Source organism: Xanthomonas fragariae (assembly GCF_017603965.1).
Classification (GTDB): domain Bacteria; phylum Pseudomonadota; class Gammaproteobacteria; order Xanthomonadales; family Xanthomonadaceae; genus Xanthomonas; species Xanthomonas fragariae_A.
The window spans coordinates 3,623,218-3,637,001 of record NZ_CP071955.1 but is presented as its reverse complement, the minus strand read 5'-3'; the positions used below and the strand labels follow the sequence as shown (position 1 = coordinate 3,637,001).

Annotated in this window: 14 protein-coding genes and 1 pseudogene; 7 read left to right on the top strand and 8 right to left on the bottom strand. The window is 62.8% G+C overall.

What is annotated here, in order from left to right; all coding sequences use genetic code 11:
• Positions 1-110: 110 nt before the first annotated feature.
• Together J5I97_RS17340 and J5I97_RS17335 are read right to left on the bottom strand one after the other, a co-directional pair.
• Entirely contained in the window at positions 111-1,208 is a 1,098-nt protein-coding gene (locus J5I97_RS17340) for a dipeptide epimerase (RefSeq protein WP_208587843.1), read from the bottom strand.
• On the bottom strand, positions 1,205-2,614 hold the full coding sequence (locus J5I97_RS17335) for an SH3 domain-containing protein (RefSeq protein WP_208587842.1): 1,410 nt from the start codon (positions 2,612-2,614) through the stop codon (positions 1,205-1,207). Before J5I97_RS17335 ends, J5I97_RS17340 begins: the two co-directional genes overlap by 4 nt.
• A gap of 481 nt (positions 2,615-3,095) precedes the next feature.
• Here J5I97_RS17335 and J5I97_RS17330 point away from each other — a divergent pair, with 481 nt between their 5' ends.
• From J5I97_RS17330 to J5I97_RS17300, 7 genes and pseudogenes are all read left to right on the top strand, one after another.
• Positions 3,096-3,902: an N-acetylmuramoyl-L-alanine amidase gene (locus J5I97_RS17330; protein ID WP_208587841.1), complete on the top strand. Its 807-nt coding sequence runs from the start codon at positions 3,096-3,098 to the stop codon at positions 3,900-3,902.
• 97 nt (positions 3,903-3,999) lie between these two features.
• A complete protein-coding gene (locus J5I97_RS17325; protein ID WP_208587840.1) occupies positions 4,000-4,746 on the top strand; it encodes a M15 family metallopeptidase in 747 nt (248 codons plus the stop codon).
• 143 nt (positions 4,747-4,889) lie between these two features.
• Positions 4,890-5,087 carry a CPXCG motif-containing cysteine-rich protein gene (locus J5I97_RS17320; protein WP_002808322.1) on the top strand — a complete coding sequence of 66 codons (198 nt, stop codon included), beginning with the start codon at positions 4,890-4,892 and terminating at the stop codon, positions 5,085-5,087.
• A gap of 117 nt (positions 5,088-5,204) precedes the next feature.
• Positions 5,205-5,464 (top strand): annotated as a pseudogene (locus J5I97_RS17315) (hypothetical protein).
• Positions 5,465-5,690: 226 nt separating this feature from the next.
• Positions 5,691-6,041 (top strand): EF-hand domain-containing protein, encoded by a 351-nt coding sequence (locus J5I97_RS17310; RefSeq protein WP_208587839.1) that lies wholly within the window; start codon positions 5,691-5,693, stop codon positions 6,039-6,041.
• A 245-nt stretch (positions 6,042-6,286) separates the two neighbouring features.
• A complete protein-coding gene (locus J5I97_RS17305) occupies positions 6,287-6,691 on the top strand; it encodes an EF-hand domain-containing protein (RefSeq protein ID WP_208591803.1) in 405 nt (134 codons plus the stop codon).
• A 37-nt stretch (positions 6,692-6,728) separates the two neighbouring features.
• Positions 6,729-7,487: an HAD family hydrolase gene (locus tag J5I97_RS17300; protein ID WP_208587838.1), complete on the top strand. Its 759-nt coding sequence runs from the start codon at positions 6,729-6,731 to the stop codon at positions 7,485-7,487.
• 125 nt (positions 7,488-7,612) lie between these two features.
• Here J5I97_RS17300 and J5I97_RS17295 read toward each other — a convergent pair whose 3' ends face one another.
• The 6 genes from J5I97_RS17295 to J5I97_RS17270 are packed head-to-tail and all read right to left on the bottom strand — an operon-like array spanning position 7,613 to position 13,622.
• Positions 7,613-8,098 (bottom strand): Na+/H+ antiporter subunit G, encoded by a 486-nt coding sequence (locus J5I97_RS17295; RefSeq protein ID WP_208587837.1) that lies wholly within the window; start codon positions 8,096-8,098, stop codon positions 7,613-7,615.
• On the bottom strand, positions 8,095-8,379 hold the full coding sequence (locus tag J5I97_RS17290; RefSeq protein ID WP_208587835.1) for a K+/H+ antiporter subunit F: 285 nt from the start codon (positions 8,377-8,379) through the stop codon (positions 8,095-8,097). Before J5I97_RS17290 ends, J5I97_RS17295 begins: the two co-directional genes overlap by 4 nt.
• Positions 8,376-8,882 (bottom strand): Na+/H+ antiporter subunit E, encoded by a 507-nt coding sequence (locus J5I97_RS17285; protein WP_208587834.1) that lies wholly within the window; start codon positions 8,880-8,882, stop codon positions 8,376-8,378. Before J5I97_RS17285 ends, J5I97_RS17290 begins: the two co-directional genes overlap by 4 nt.
• Entirely contained in the window at positions 8,879-10,423 is a 1,545-nt protein-coding gene (locus J5I97_RS17280; protein ID WP_208587832.1) for a monovalent cation/H+ antiporter subunit D, read from the bottom strand. Before J5I97_RS17280 ends, J5I97_RS17285 begins: the two co-directional genes overlap by 4 nt.
• On the bottom strand, positions 10,420-10,794 hold the full coding sequence (locus J5I97_RS17275) for a Na+/H+ antiporter subunit C (RefSeq protein WP_208587831.1): 375 nt from the start codon (positions 10,792-10,794) through the stop codon (positions 10,420-10,422). Before J5I97_RS17275 ends, J5I97_RS17280 begins: the two co-directional genes overlap by 4 nt.
• A complete protein-coding gene (locus tag J5I97_RS17270; RefSeq protein WP_208587830.1) occupies positions 10,794-13,622 on the bottom strand; it encodes a monovalent cation/H+ antiporter subunit A in 2,829 nt (942 codons plus the stop codon). The genes J5I97_RS17275 and J5I97_RS17270 overlap by 1 nt, the downstream gene beginning before the upstream one ends.
• Positions 13,623-13,784: the final 162 nt, after the last annotated feature.

Sequence of the window (13,784 nt, the reverse complement as noted above, 5' to 3'; positions counted from 1 at the left end):
GCGCCTGCAACGTGTCATTCGCAAACACTCGGCCCCTACTGTACCCAGCAATGCGCGCGCATGCCGCAGGCGCTGTGTGGTGTTTGTACGCATGTCTGCAGCAGCGGTACTCAGCCCGGCAGCAACTCGAGCCCGCGGATGCGGCGGATACCCAGCCCCGGCGAATCGTCGATGTGGATCTGCGCCGCATCGAAGTGCACGCCGCCGGCGGTGGGATCGAACTGCCCGAGCGCCGGCGCATCCAGATCCGCCAAGGTGATGCTGTCGGCCTTGGCCACCGCCAGATGCACCGCCGCGGCCACACTGACGCTGGATTCGATCATGCAGCCGATCATGCACGGCACCCCGTACAACGCCGCGACATCTGCAACACGGATCGCGTTGGACAGCCCGCCGGTCTTCATCAATTTGATGTTGACGATATCGGCGGCGCGGCGCTGGATGAGGTCGATCACCTGTGTTGGCGAGAACACGCTTTCGTCGGCCATCACCGGGGTGTCGATGCGTGCGGTGACGAAGGCGAGCCCATCGATGTCGGCGGCCCTGACCGGTTGCTCCAGCAGTTCCAATACGATGCCGGCGTCTTCGAGCGTGCGCATAGTGCGCACCGCCTGCTTGGGCGTCCAGCCCTGGTTGGCATCCAGTCGCAGCGATGCGCTTGCGTCGACCGCTGCATGGATTGCCTTGACGCGTTCGACATCCGAGCCGGGGTCCTTGCCGACCTTGATCTTCAGCGATCGATAGCCGCGTGCAAGCGCCGACTGGGCCTGTGCGACCATGGCGTCGATGGCATCGACGCTGATAGTAATGTCGGTGGTGATACGTGGAGTGCCGCCACCGAGCAGCTGATACAGCGGCGCACCGAAGGCCTGGGCCCACAGGTCGTACAGCGCGATCTCCACTGCGGCCTTGGCGCTGGTATTGCGTTCCAGCGCGTGTTGCACGAGCCCGCATAGCCGATTGAGATCGGCCACGTCCTGGCCGATCAACCGTGGGCCGATGCAGTGTTGGATCGCGGCAACGATGCTGCCATGCGTATCGCCGGTGATCGGTGCAGTGGCCGGTGCCGCGCCATAACCGATGTGGCTGCCGTCGGTCTGCAACAGCACCACCACATCTTCGATCGCGTGCACGGTGCGCACTGCAGTGTTGAACGGGGTCTTCAATGGCACGCGCAGCATGCCGAGTCGGAAGCTGGTGATCTTCATGGGGATCCAACCGGTACGATGCGTTGGATGCGGGTGATGTTGTCGATGAACGGTGTGCCGTCGCTGGAGAGCAATGGCAGCAGCGGCGTGACCGATACGCCATTCAAACGCGCGCGCTGCACGCTACCGTCGGCGGCGCGGTAATTGGCGCCGGCCACATCATGGATCACCCACGGTGCGCCGCGCTCGTGACCGATGACCAGCATCACGTGACCGGGGAGATAGATCAGGTCGCCGATCTGCACCTGTGCGAGCTGTTGCAGGCGTTGTGGCATCGGTGCGCGTACGTCGAACGGCACCCTGCGCAGCACCGGGCTGCGCGCCTGATCGCCTGTATTTCGTGGCAGTGCGATGCCCAGGCTACGGTAGACATCCAGCACGAAGCCGCTGCAGTCGCGCGCGTCGTAATCGTTGCCCCAGCCATAGCGCTCGCCAAGGAATTTAAAGGCTTGTCGTAGCAGTGCAGCATCGCTGGCCGGCAACGCGCCAATGCGCACATCGGCGGCGCGCGGAATCAATGCCGGTACCAGCTGCAAGCGCCCATCGGCGATGCGCAGCGGCAGTTGCACCACATAGGCAGCAAGCGGCAGCTGTCCGTTGACCGGCTGCTGCGGTGGCCAGTCGCTGAGCAACGGCAGGCTGGTGCCCATGTCCAGCGTGAGAGCGGAACCGGCAGGCAGTTCAGGCGTGTAGGCAGTCTGCACGCGGGCACCGGTGACGATCATGCGTGAGCCGCGTTGCGCGTAGTCCAGCACCTCGGCGCGGCTGCCTTCGGCAATTTGATCGGTAGCGACCCATGCCGCGTAATTGGCGGCGAGTACGAACTGCCACGCCCCATCGGCACTGCCGTGCAACACCGCAACGGGTGTGCCGGGATAGAGCGCCGATTCCTGAAAGCGGTCAATATCGTGGTCATCGGTGCTGGTGAATACCCGCTGCGAGGTTGGGAAGGTGCGTAACGCGGCGCGCTTCACCACCAATGCAAAGTGCGGTGTTACTTGATCGGGAAGCGCATCCAGCGCCAACGCGCTGCGCAGTGCTGCCAAACGCGTCGCAGCGATGGCGCTTCCATTCGCGTCGTACAGCGCCCGCATCGGCGTGGCCGATAGCGCCTGGATGCGTGCGCGCACATCGGCAGCTGGCAGTGTCTCGGGCAATTGCCACAGATCGTGCATGGAGGCATCGTCGCGCATCAGATGCGTATTGAAGCCGGCAATCTGCATGGCGTTCATGCGCGGCGTTTGCGCTGTGCGACTGCGTTGGATCCAGTAATCGGGTGTTAGCTGCGCGTCACCAATCACAAACGGAGCCATTTGCCGCACTGGGGTGTAGCGGGTTGCCGCATCGGCAATGCAGGGCAGGGCGAGGACCAGCAGCAACATCAGCAAATGACGCGACAGTGGCATGAACAAGGCTCTTGAAGGATGCAACGACCGATAACCGATGAAGCACTGCGCGATAGTGCCAATGCCCAGCATCGACACCTGCCAACAGCGCGCACGGCTGGCAGTGTATCGTGGCACATGCCGATGCTGCGGCGCTCGCCGTGGGGCGATGACGCAGTGGCGCGATTCCACTCGTCGCGCTCGTGTCGCCATGCCTGCTCTTGGCCGGGAACCGCCTGCAAGGGTGCATTGCAGGCGTTGGCACTGCATTCGTACGCGCTTTGCCTGAGGCAATCCATGACATGTCACGAAACCATGCGGCGTGCAGGATGCTGGGTTGAAGATGGCATCGCCAGCAACTCAGCTGCATGCCCCTGGACCCCGATGCGCCTGATGGCGCCCCACTGTGGCCTACTTGGCAGATCAATGGGCGCTTGGCATCCGGTGTCCATTCGGGGCCGAAGCACGGTGCATGCTATTGTCATTTGGCCAGGAGAAACCGATGTCATCCATTTCGAACCTGATGCCATCGGTCTGGCTGCGGCCCGCCTTGTGCATGGTCTTGCTGTCACTGGGTGCCTGCGCACATGCGCCACAGCGCAATCCGCTCGCTCACTGGGTGCCGTCGCCCAATTACGATGCGCGACGGCCGATCCTGATCGTGCTGCACTTCACCGGCCAACACTCGGTGCAGCAGAGCCTGGGCACATTGCGCGGGCGCAATAGCGGTGGTCTGGTCAGTGCGCACTATTTGATTGGCCAAGATGGGCAGCGCTATCAATTGGTCAGCGATGAGCAACGCGCCTGGCATGGGGGTGCTGGCAGCTGGGGCACCATCACCGACGTCAACTCCGTCTCGATCGGCATCGAGCTGGACAACGACGGCAGCGAGGCATTTGTGCCTGCGCAGATCGACAGCCTGCTGCTATTGCTGGAAGACCTGTGCACGCGTCTGCGCATCCCGCGCACGCAGATCGTCGGCCATGAAGACTTCGCGCCGACACGCAAGAACGACCCTGGCCCGTTATTCCCATGGAAGCGCCTGGCCGACGCCGGATTCGGCCGCTGGCCTGCCGCCGACACCCCAGCCGCTCCGGCAGATTTCGACCCCTGGCAGGCGCTGGCTCTGGTCGGCTACAGCCTCGACGATCCCGCCGCCACGCTGCGGGCTTTTCATCATCACTATCGGGGCAGCGATACACGCACCTTCGATGCGGAAGATTTGCGCATCCTCTACGCGCTGACCGGACGGCTGCGGCCACCGAGTGTGCATGATGCCGTCGAGTCGCTTGAGGGCGACAGCCGATAAGTGCATCGTGGTCGGATAAAAGCCGCGTATTGCTGGCACCAGGGTGTGGAGCTCGTTGCGTAGCGTGCAGATCTCATGCTCCCGTAAAGGAACGGCGATGAAAAAAACCACGCTTTTACGGACTTCGCGCTGTTGGCGGCATCTCGTTGCCTGGGGCATCGTGCTGCTGATAACCACCGCGCCATTTGCCATGATTGCGGCCGATGTGCACGTGTCTTCAGCAAAAACAACCGCCGAGGCTGGTCTGGTCGACGTACACCGTCTTGCGCCCGAGATTGCGGTGGACATGCGCTATGCGGGCAGCAATAACTTCACCGGGCGTGTGGTGCCAGGCTATGTGGCGCCGACGTGCTATTTGCTGCGGCCGGCTGCCGAGGCATTGACGCGGGCGGCGCGCACGCTCAAGGCCGAAGGGTATCGGTTGCAGGTGTTCGATTGCTATCGACCGGTGCGGGCAGTACAGGCATTTGTGACCTGGGCTGCGGATTTGCAGGATCAATCGACCAAGGCGCAGTACTACCCGCGCGTGGACAAGCGTGCGCTGCTCGGTGATTACATTGCGCAGACCTCCGGACACAGCCGTGGCGCGACGCTGGACCTTGGGTTGCTGGCTTGCCGGTCGGGTCCGTGCCGCGCTGTGGACATGGGTACCCACTTCGATTTTTTCGATACGCGTGCGCATACCGATTCGCACGGCATCAGCGTGGCGCAGCGCGCGCACCGTCAGCGATTGCTGCGCGCACTGGCGGCCGAAGGGTTTGCCAACTACCCGATGGAATGGTGGCATTTCACCTTCCGTCCCGAACCGACCCCCGACACCGCCTACGATGTGCCGGTCGACTGACAGCGACGCGACGAGCCGCTGCGCACTCGCTAAGCGGGCGCGGTCCACGGAATCGGCATGGACCCTCGTACGCTCCAGGTCTGCGCGCGGACTGCTCGATCCGACAGTCGCTCGCGACGATTTATCTGATTCAAGGAACTGCAATGTCCGAACCGGAACGCTTTGTCGATATCGCCTGCCCGTACTGCGGGGAGTGGATCACACTGGCGCTGGATCTGACCGGCGGCGACCAGCACTACATCGAAGACTGCCAAGTGTGCTGCAAGCCGATTTCGGTCGGCGTGCAATGGGATGAACAGGGCGAGGCGCAAGTGCGCGCACGTGGGCAGAACGACGCCTGAGCCCAGAACCACAGGAACGCATTGCGCGAACCGCGCATCCAGCCTCGCCAGCGTACACGGCAAGAATCCATTGCCCGCAGCCGCTAGACTGATGCGCCTGCTGCCTGGACCGTCACGATGAATTTGCCGCTGCACTTGGGCTTGCTCGATTCGCTGGAGGCCGGCTCGATCGCACTCATCCTCGGTGTGCTGGTGTTTGCGGCGGTAGAGCATATCGGTCGGCGACTGCACTTCACCCACGGGCACACGCTATCCAAGATCCCAACGCGTTGGGTTCGCGGGTGGTGTTGGAAGTGGTCGGTGCGATTGCCTGAGTCGCGGTGGGTTGGAAACCGTTCAGTTCCGGACCTTGGGACGACGATGCCCCCAACGTCTGAAATCATGTCGTAGAACGCGCTGCGTTTCGCAAAGTTTTATATATTGAATGAGGCACTTCTATTTGGCTCACCGACGCCTAACAGACGGCTAGCCGCAAACGTTTGTTGTGTGGTTAAAAGGTCGTTTTGCACGAAATTGCGGTGGGTTGAATGTTCATTTGCGTTGGGTAGGGTAGTGGAATGCGCGGGGATACCGCGCATTCCCAAGCCAATGAGACCATTCAATATGAAGAACCGCACCTCGCTGCTCGCCGCCACCGCCGCTCTGTCCGCCGCTCTGGCGCTGCCGGCCATCGCCCAAAGTCCCGCTCAGGATGCCGCCGCGCAGTCGGGTAGTTCGGCCACTTCGGCCCAATCCAGTGGTGCAAGTTCGGGCGGCGGTCAGACGTGGGCCAGCGTGGATACCGATAGCGACGGCACCATCAGCAAGCAGGAGGCGCAGGTCAATGCAGGGCTCGTGCAGATTTTCGATCAAGCCGACGGCAACACCGACGGCAAGCTGACCACGGATGAGTACAAGGCTTTCGTTGCCAAGCAACAGAGTGGCGGTGCAGCAACCGGTTCGCAGGGCAACTGATCACATACTCGCGCACGTCTTCTGTCACTCTCCCGCACGCCATCGAGCGGATGGCAACGACAACGCAATTCGGTGGCGCCGTTGCGAGGCCACCGGCAAGTGAATTACACCAAGCAACGGGATGGACGCGCGGGAGCGATCTGCCAGGATCGCTCCCGCTTTCTTTACATCTGCCGCGCTACGGTGATGCATTGCGCGTCAGGTCGTCGTCCATGCCGCAGCTGCGCATCGCTTTGTTGGTCGGGTTGTCGGGTCCAATGCTGGCGCTTGCCGCGCCACCGAAATTGCCGCAGGCCAACCCGGCGTCGGTAGTGCCTGCCACTCGTGGTGCGTCGGCGATGTTGCCGATGCCGATGCCGATCGATCCGACAACCCCGGCCACAACTCCCTTGCTGCCTGTCGATGCTTCCGGGCCATCCAGCACCAAGAGCGGAGCCGATGCATCTGTCGCACCGGCCGGCACGCTGGCGCCGCACAGCTTTCGTAACCTGGACACCGACGCCGATGGATTGCTGATCGTGGCCGAAGCGGGCGCCGACCCGATCCTGCGCGAGAATTTCGCCGGTTTCGACAGCAATGGCGACGTGCATCTGTCGCGCGAGGAATTCGCAAGCTATCAGCCCGGCCCGGGCGATGCCGCAGGGGACTGAGCGTAGCACCGCCATACCGCGCTGCTAGACTTGCGCAATGACCTCTTTTGCACAGCGCGAAGGCCAGGCGATCCAGCTGGTCGGCTTCGATGGCGACGACACCCTCTGGAAGAGCGAGGATTATTACCGCAGCGCCGAAGCGGCGTTCGAAGCGATCCTGGCCGGTTATCTGGACCTGGGCGACAGCCGCATGCAGCAGCATCTGCTGGCGGTGGAGCGGCGTAACCTCAAGGTGTTCGGCTATGGTGCCAAGGGCATGACGTTGTCGATGATCGAAACCGCAATCGAGTTGACGCAGGCCCGCATCGACGCGCGCGACATCCAACGCATCGTCGAGATCGGTCGCGCCACGCTGCAACACCCGGTGGAGGTGATTGCTGGCGTGCGCGAGGCGCTCGCTGCGATCGCTGCCCACTACGCGGTGGTGCTGATCACCAAGGGCGACCTGTTTCATCAGGAGCAGAAGATCGAGCAGTCCGGTCTGGCCGATCTGTTTCCGCGGGTAGAAGTGGTTTCCGAAAAAGATCCCAGGACTTATGCGCGCGTGCTGCGCGAATTCGACCTGCCGGCGCATCGCTTTGTGATGATCGGCAATTCGCTGCGCTCGGACGTGGAGCCAGTGCTGGCGATCGGTGGCTGGGGCATCTACACGCCGTACGCGATGACTTGGGCACACGAGCAGGAGCATGGTGTGGCCGCCGACGAGCCGCGCATGCGCGAAGTGTCCGCCGCCGCCTGCTGGCCGGCCGCGGTGCATGCGCTGGATGCAGTGGCCCGGCAGCACGCGCCAGGCTGAGATGTCGCGGCTGCCACCGTGACGCCGTTTTACTATGTCAACGAGTCAACAGGCGGGCGCGTTGCAGTGCCCAACGACAGGCCGTTTCCGGAACGCGCCGATTGTCCATGCTGAAAATCATGCGCTTACCCATCGCGGCGATCGCCTCGGTTCTCGATCGAAGGCTCATGGAAGAGTTGTTCAGAGCTTGCTTGATGCTGCTCCGATTGCGGCCCCGGATGCTGCTTCTCGGTCTGTCCGTCCTCGCCTGCATCTCCCTGCAGCTGCGGTACTGCTTCCCTGTGCGTCTGGCCATGATTCGGCACTTCCGGGCGGTTTTCCATCATCAGCGACAGCGCGGCCTTGGCCATCAAATGCGCGCTGATCGGTGCAGTGATGAACAGGAATACGGTAATCAGCAATTCGCGCGGCTGCGGGTCCACGCCCAGGAACAGGTGATAGCCCACCGAGGCCAGCAGCACGCAGCCCACCCCTAATGTGCTGGCTTTGGTCGGTGCATGCAGGCGTTTGAAAAAGTCAGACAACTTCACCAGCCCGAACGCGCCGATCAGGATGAAGAACGTGCCTACCAGCAACAATGCGCTGAGCAAATACTCGGTCAAGGCGATCATTCGACAATGCTCCGGCGCAACACGTATTTGCTCAGCACCACGGTGCTGCCGAAGCCCAGCATCGCAATCACCAATGCGGCCTCGAAATAGATCGGTGAATCCAGATACATGCCCCACAGCATCAGCTCGGCGATGGCGGTGATGGACAGCGTGTCCAGCGCCAGGATGCGGTCGGGCACGGTCGGCCCGCGCAGCAGCCGCCACAGCGCCATCAGCATGGCCAGGCCCACCGTGTGCATGCAGATGACGATGGTCGATTCGATGAACATGTGGCCGGTCATGGAAAGATCTCCATCAGGGGCTTTTCGTAGCGGGTCTTGATCTGGGCGATCAACGCGTCCGGATCATCCAGGTGCAGCACGTGCACCAGCAGATAGCGACGATCGTCCGAGAGCGCCGCCGAGACTGTTCCCGGGGTCAGCGTGATCATGCTGGTGAGCGCGGCGATGCCGTGGATGTTGGCGATATCCAGCGGCACCCAGATAAAGCCCGGATGGATGCGCGACTCCGGGCCGAGCACCTGGCCGGCGACCTGGATGTTGGAGCGCACGATGTCGCCCGCGGCCACCAGCAGCATGCGCGGTACCGAGCGCAGCGAACCGATCTGTGCGAATTCGCGGTCCAGCCGCGCAGCGAACAGCGGCACCACCCAGCCAAGCAACGCGCCCAGCCCCCACTGCTGCGGGCCGAAGCTGTCGCTGAGCAGCAGCCAGAAGACAAACACCATGACGCTCAACGGCGCGGACGGAAACATGCGGCGCTTCAACGGCACCTGCGTGGTCATGGCTGCCTCCGCTGCGGCGTGGTGGCGCGGACCTGCTCCACATACGCGCCCGGATCGCGCAACTGTGCACCGGCGGCATTGGTGTAGCGCATCAACGGCTCTGCCGCCACGGTCATCGCCACCAGCCCGGTGAGCAACACCACGGCGGCGGCAGTTTCCACCGGTCGCATGCGACCGCGCCGTTGCGGCTGCAACTCGTGCACGCCTTCCAGGGCTGCTGGCACGCGCCAGAACAGACGCACACCCGCACGGGTCAGGCCGATCACCACCAACAGACTGCTGCCGAGGATCGCGGCCCACACCGGCCCGACCAGACTGGCGGGCACGTGCTGCAACAAGGCTGCCTTGGCAAGAAATCCGGACAGTGGCGGCAGGCCCGCCACAGCGATCGCGGCGATCATGAACATGGTGCCGGGCTTTCCACGTCGCGGCAGCGGCGCGACCACCTCCTTGCGATCGCTGGCACTGCCGCGGCGGCGCCGAATCAGGTCCGACACCATGAACAACGCGGCCGCTACGAAGCTGCTGTGCGGCAGGTAGTACAGGCCTGCACCCACTGCGCCGACATCATCCAACGAGAACGCGATGAACAACGTCGCTGCCGAAAACACCACCAGGTACGACACCATCACCCGCAGTCGCGATGCGGCCATCACGCCGAACGCGGCCATCAGCAGGGTTGCAATGCCCAGCCACAGCAGTGCACGCCGACCGAAGCCATGCAGTGCGCCGGCACTAACGCCGAACCATAGCGAGGACACCCGCAGCGTGGCGTATAGCCCAACCTTGGTCATGATCGCGAACAACGCGGCCACCGCTGCCGGTGCACGCGAATAGGTTTCCGGTAGCCACAAATACAGTGGCAACAATGCGGCCTTGCTGCAGAACACCAACAGCAACAAGCCAAGCGTGGCCTTGGCCAACGGCACATCCTGCGCCGGAAGATCGGCGATGCGGTGCGATAACTCGGCCATGTTGAGCGTGCCGAACACACCGAACAACAAGCCCAGCGCGATCAAAAACAACGTCGACGCACACACGTTGAATACCACGTAATGCAGGCCTACACGCATCTGCAGGCCGCGTCCGCCGCTCAGCAGCAGGCCGTAGGAAGCGATCAACATCACTTCGAAGAACACGAACAGGTTGAAAATGTCGCCGGTCAGAAACGCGCCGTTCAAGCCCATCAACTGGAACTGAAACAAAGCATGGAAATGCGGCGCGCGCCGGTCCCAACCAGCGCAGGCGTGCAGCAGGCAGGCCGCGCCCAGGATCAAGGTGGTCAACAACATCCACGCCGACAAGCGGTCGCCCATCAGCACGATGCCGATACGCGCCGGCCAATCGCCGAGCAGATACACCAGCACCTGGCCTTCGGCGGCGCGCGCGAACAAGGCGGTGACTGCCGCTGCCAGCAAGGCCATGCTCACCCATGCCACCGTGCGCTGTACGCGTGGCCCATAGCGGCGATGCTCGACAAACAGCGCCGCCGCCGCGCCCAGCACCGGGATCAGGATCGGCAGGATCGGCAGATGATTCATCGCCGCGCCTGGCGTGTATCCACACCGGTGGCGGCATCTTCGTGTGCATCCACATGATCGCTCCCGTTGTCGCTGCGGCTGCGGATCGCCAGCACCAGGCTCACCGCCGTCATCGCAAATGCAATCACGATCGCGGTCAACACCAGTGCTTGCGGTAGCGGATCGGTGGAATGCATCAGGTCGGCGGGCACACCATCGCGCAACACCGGCGCCTGGCCGCTACGCAGCCGTCCACCGGCGAAGATCAGCAGGTTGGTCGCGTACGACAGGAACGTCATTCCCAGAATCACATCGAAACTGCGCGCGCGTAGCAGCAAATAGATTGCCAATGCGGTAAGGACGCCGATCGCGCTTGCCACTGCCAATTCCATCAATGCTGCTCCGCGGTGCGTGTCGAACGTTGGGTAGGGTCGATCTCGCCGCGCTGCGAACTGCGCGTACGCGAAGGTTTGATCGTGCCCATCATCGACAGCATCAACATCGCTGCACCGAACACCACCAGATACACGCCGATATCCAAGCCCAACGCGCTGGCGACTTCCAGCTCGCCCAACAGCGGTAATGGAATCTCCAGATGCCCGCTGCTCATAAACGGCATGCCAAACACCAGCGAACCGGCGCCGCTGACCAGCGCGCACAGCAGGCCGATACCGATCAGGCGGATGTAGTCGAAGCCGAAGCGCGATTCCACCGATGCGTTGCCTTGGATCGCGTACTGCATCAGCAGCGACACCGCCAGCACCAGGCCGGCGATAAAGCCACCGCCAGGCGCGTTGTGGCCGCGCAGGAACAGGAACAACGACACCGTGAGCGTCAGCGGAAACATGATCTGCGCAAGATCGGCCGGCACCGGCAACTTGATCGGCGGCCCGGGCATGGTGCGCTCCGGTGCCATGCGCGCGCGCCGCAGCAAGGCGTGCACCACCAGCCCGGCAATCGCGAACACAGTGATCTCGCCGAAGGTATCGAAGCTGCGGAAATCCACCAGGATCACATTGACCACATTGCGCCCGTAAGCTTCCGGTAGCGCGCGTTGCAGCAGTTCGCCAGCAACGGTGCGGCTGGGCTGTGTCATCAACGTATAAGCCAACGCCGCCAGGCCCGCACCGCCGAAGATGGCGATCGACGCATCACGGATCTTGCCTAGCCGTGCACGCTCGGGCAACGACCGCTCGGGCAGATAATTCATCGCCAGCAACATCAGCACCAGCGTCACCATCTCCACCAGCAACTGCGTCAGCGCCAGATCCGGCGCCGACAAAAACACGAAGGTCAAACTGACCGCCAGGCCGGTGCCGCCTAGCACCAGTACCGCCAGCAGGCGCTGCTGGTACAAGAACAGGCTGCCCAGCGCACATGCCATCATCAGCAGCCACACCATCCAACCCAGCAACGGCATCGGCGTGGGCGCAGGCCAGTCCGCCAGCGTGCCGCCTTGCAGGAACGGCACCAGCGCAACCACCACTGCGCTCAGCACCAGCAACATCAACATGCGCTGCAGATTGCCGTTGGTGACCGCATCGGTCATGCGTGTGGTGCCGGCGAACAACGCGCGCTGGTTCCATTGGAACAAGGCCTTGCCCGGCGAGCGGTTCTGGATCGCGTACAGATCCAGCGTGCGGCGCAGCGCCATGTACAACAGCATGCCGCCGATCATGCCGGCGACGCTCATCGCCAGCGGCCAGTTGAAGCCATGCCACAACGCCAGGCTATAGTCGGGCAGCATGCCGCCAAGAATTGCACTTGCACCGGCGCGCAAGACCGGCGCCACTGTCCACGCCGGCACGATGCCGACGGCCACACACGTGAGTACCAGCACGTCTACCGGAATCCGTATCCAGCCCGGTGGCTCATGCGGCGCGGTGTCCAGATCGCGCGGGCCTTCGCCAAAGAAAGTGTCGTGCACAAAGCGCAAGCTGTAGGCCACGCCGAGCAGACCGGCCAGCAGCGCAGCAATGCTCGCCAGAATGCGCATCAGCTGCGGCGCTTCGGTCTCCAACGCAACGGCGAAGAACATTTCCTTCGACAAGAAGCCGTTGAGCAGCGGAACCCCCGCCATCGCCAGCGATGCGGTAATCGCCAGCGCGCTGGTGACAGGCATCAAACGGCGCAGATTGCCCAGCTTGCGCATGTCGCGCGTGCCGGTCTCGTGGTCGATGATGCCGGCAGCCATGAACAACGAGGCCTTGAATACGGCATGGTTGAGGATATGGAACACGCCGGCCACCATCGCCATCGGCGTGGACAAACCAAACAGCATCGTGATCAGGCCCAGATGCGAGATGGTCGAGTAAGCCAGCACACCTTTGAGATCATGCTGAAAAATCGCGTGCCAGGCGCCCAGCAACAGCGTGATCGCGCCGATACTGGTGACCGTGTAGAAAAACAGATCGGTGCCGGCCAGCGCAGGATGCAGGCGCGCCAGCAAGAACACGCCGGCCTTCACCATGGTGGCCGAATGCAGATATGCCGACACCGGCGTGGGCGCGGCCATCGCGTGAGGCAGCCAGAAATGGAACGGGAACTGCGCGCTCTTGGTGAAAATCCCCAGCAGCACCAGCCCCAACGCATATGGGTACAGCGGGCTGGCGCGAATCGCATCGCCGGCAGCTAGTACTGCATCCAGCTGAAAACTGCCGACGATGCGGCCGATCATCAACACGCCGCCCAACAATGCCAATCCACCGCCAGCGGTCAACACGAAGGCCATGCGCGCACCTTCGCGTGCATCCTTGCGATGCGACCAAAACCCGATCAACAAGAACGAACTGATGCTGGTAAGTTCCCAGAACACCATCAGCAGCAACAGATTGCCCGACAACACCATGCCGAGCATCGCACCCATGAACAGCATGAGATAAGCGAAAAAGCGTGATGCGCTATCGCGTGCGCTCAGGTAGTAATGCGCATACATCACCACCAATGCGCCGATGCCCAGCACCAGCAGCGCAAACATCCAGGCCAGGCCATCGAGCCGTAGCGAGAACATCAGGCCGATCTGCGGCAACCATGCATGTTCGCTGCCAATCACCTCACCGCGCAGCACCGCTGGCGTCAACAGGGCCAGCACCAGCAGCCCGGCCAACGGCGCAGCCGCAGCCAACCACGCAGTGATCGAACGGGATGTGCGCCAGAGCAGCGCGGCGGCGGCCGCCATGATGAAAGGCAGCGCGAGCAGGATTTCCAACGAAAAAGACATGCAGGGAACACAAGATTCGCGAGCAGGCCAGGGAGCTTAACAAAACGTTGACTGACGTCCGCGTCAACGTCGTCGCTGAGCGTGGGACCAAATTCGCGCTGAATTGGCTTCGCACCACTGTACTGCACTCGGTATGCTGCAGTCATTCATCGCCGCGTAGCT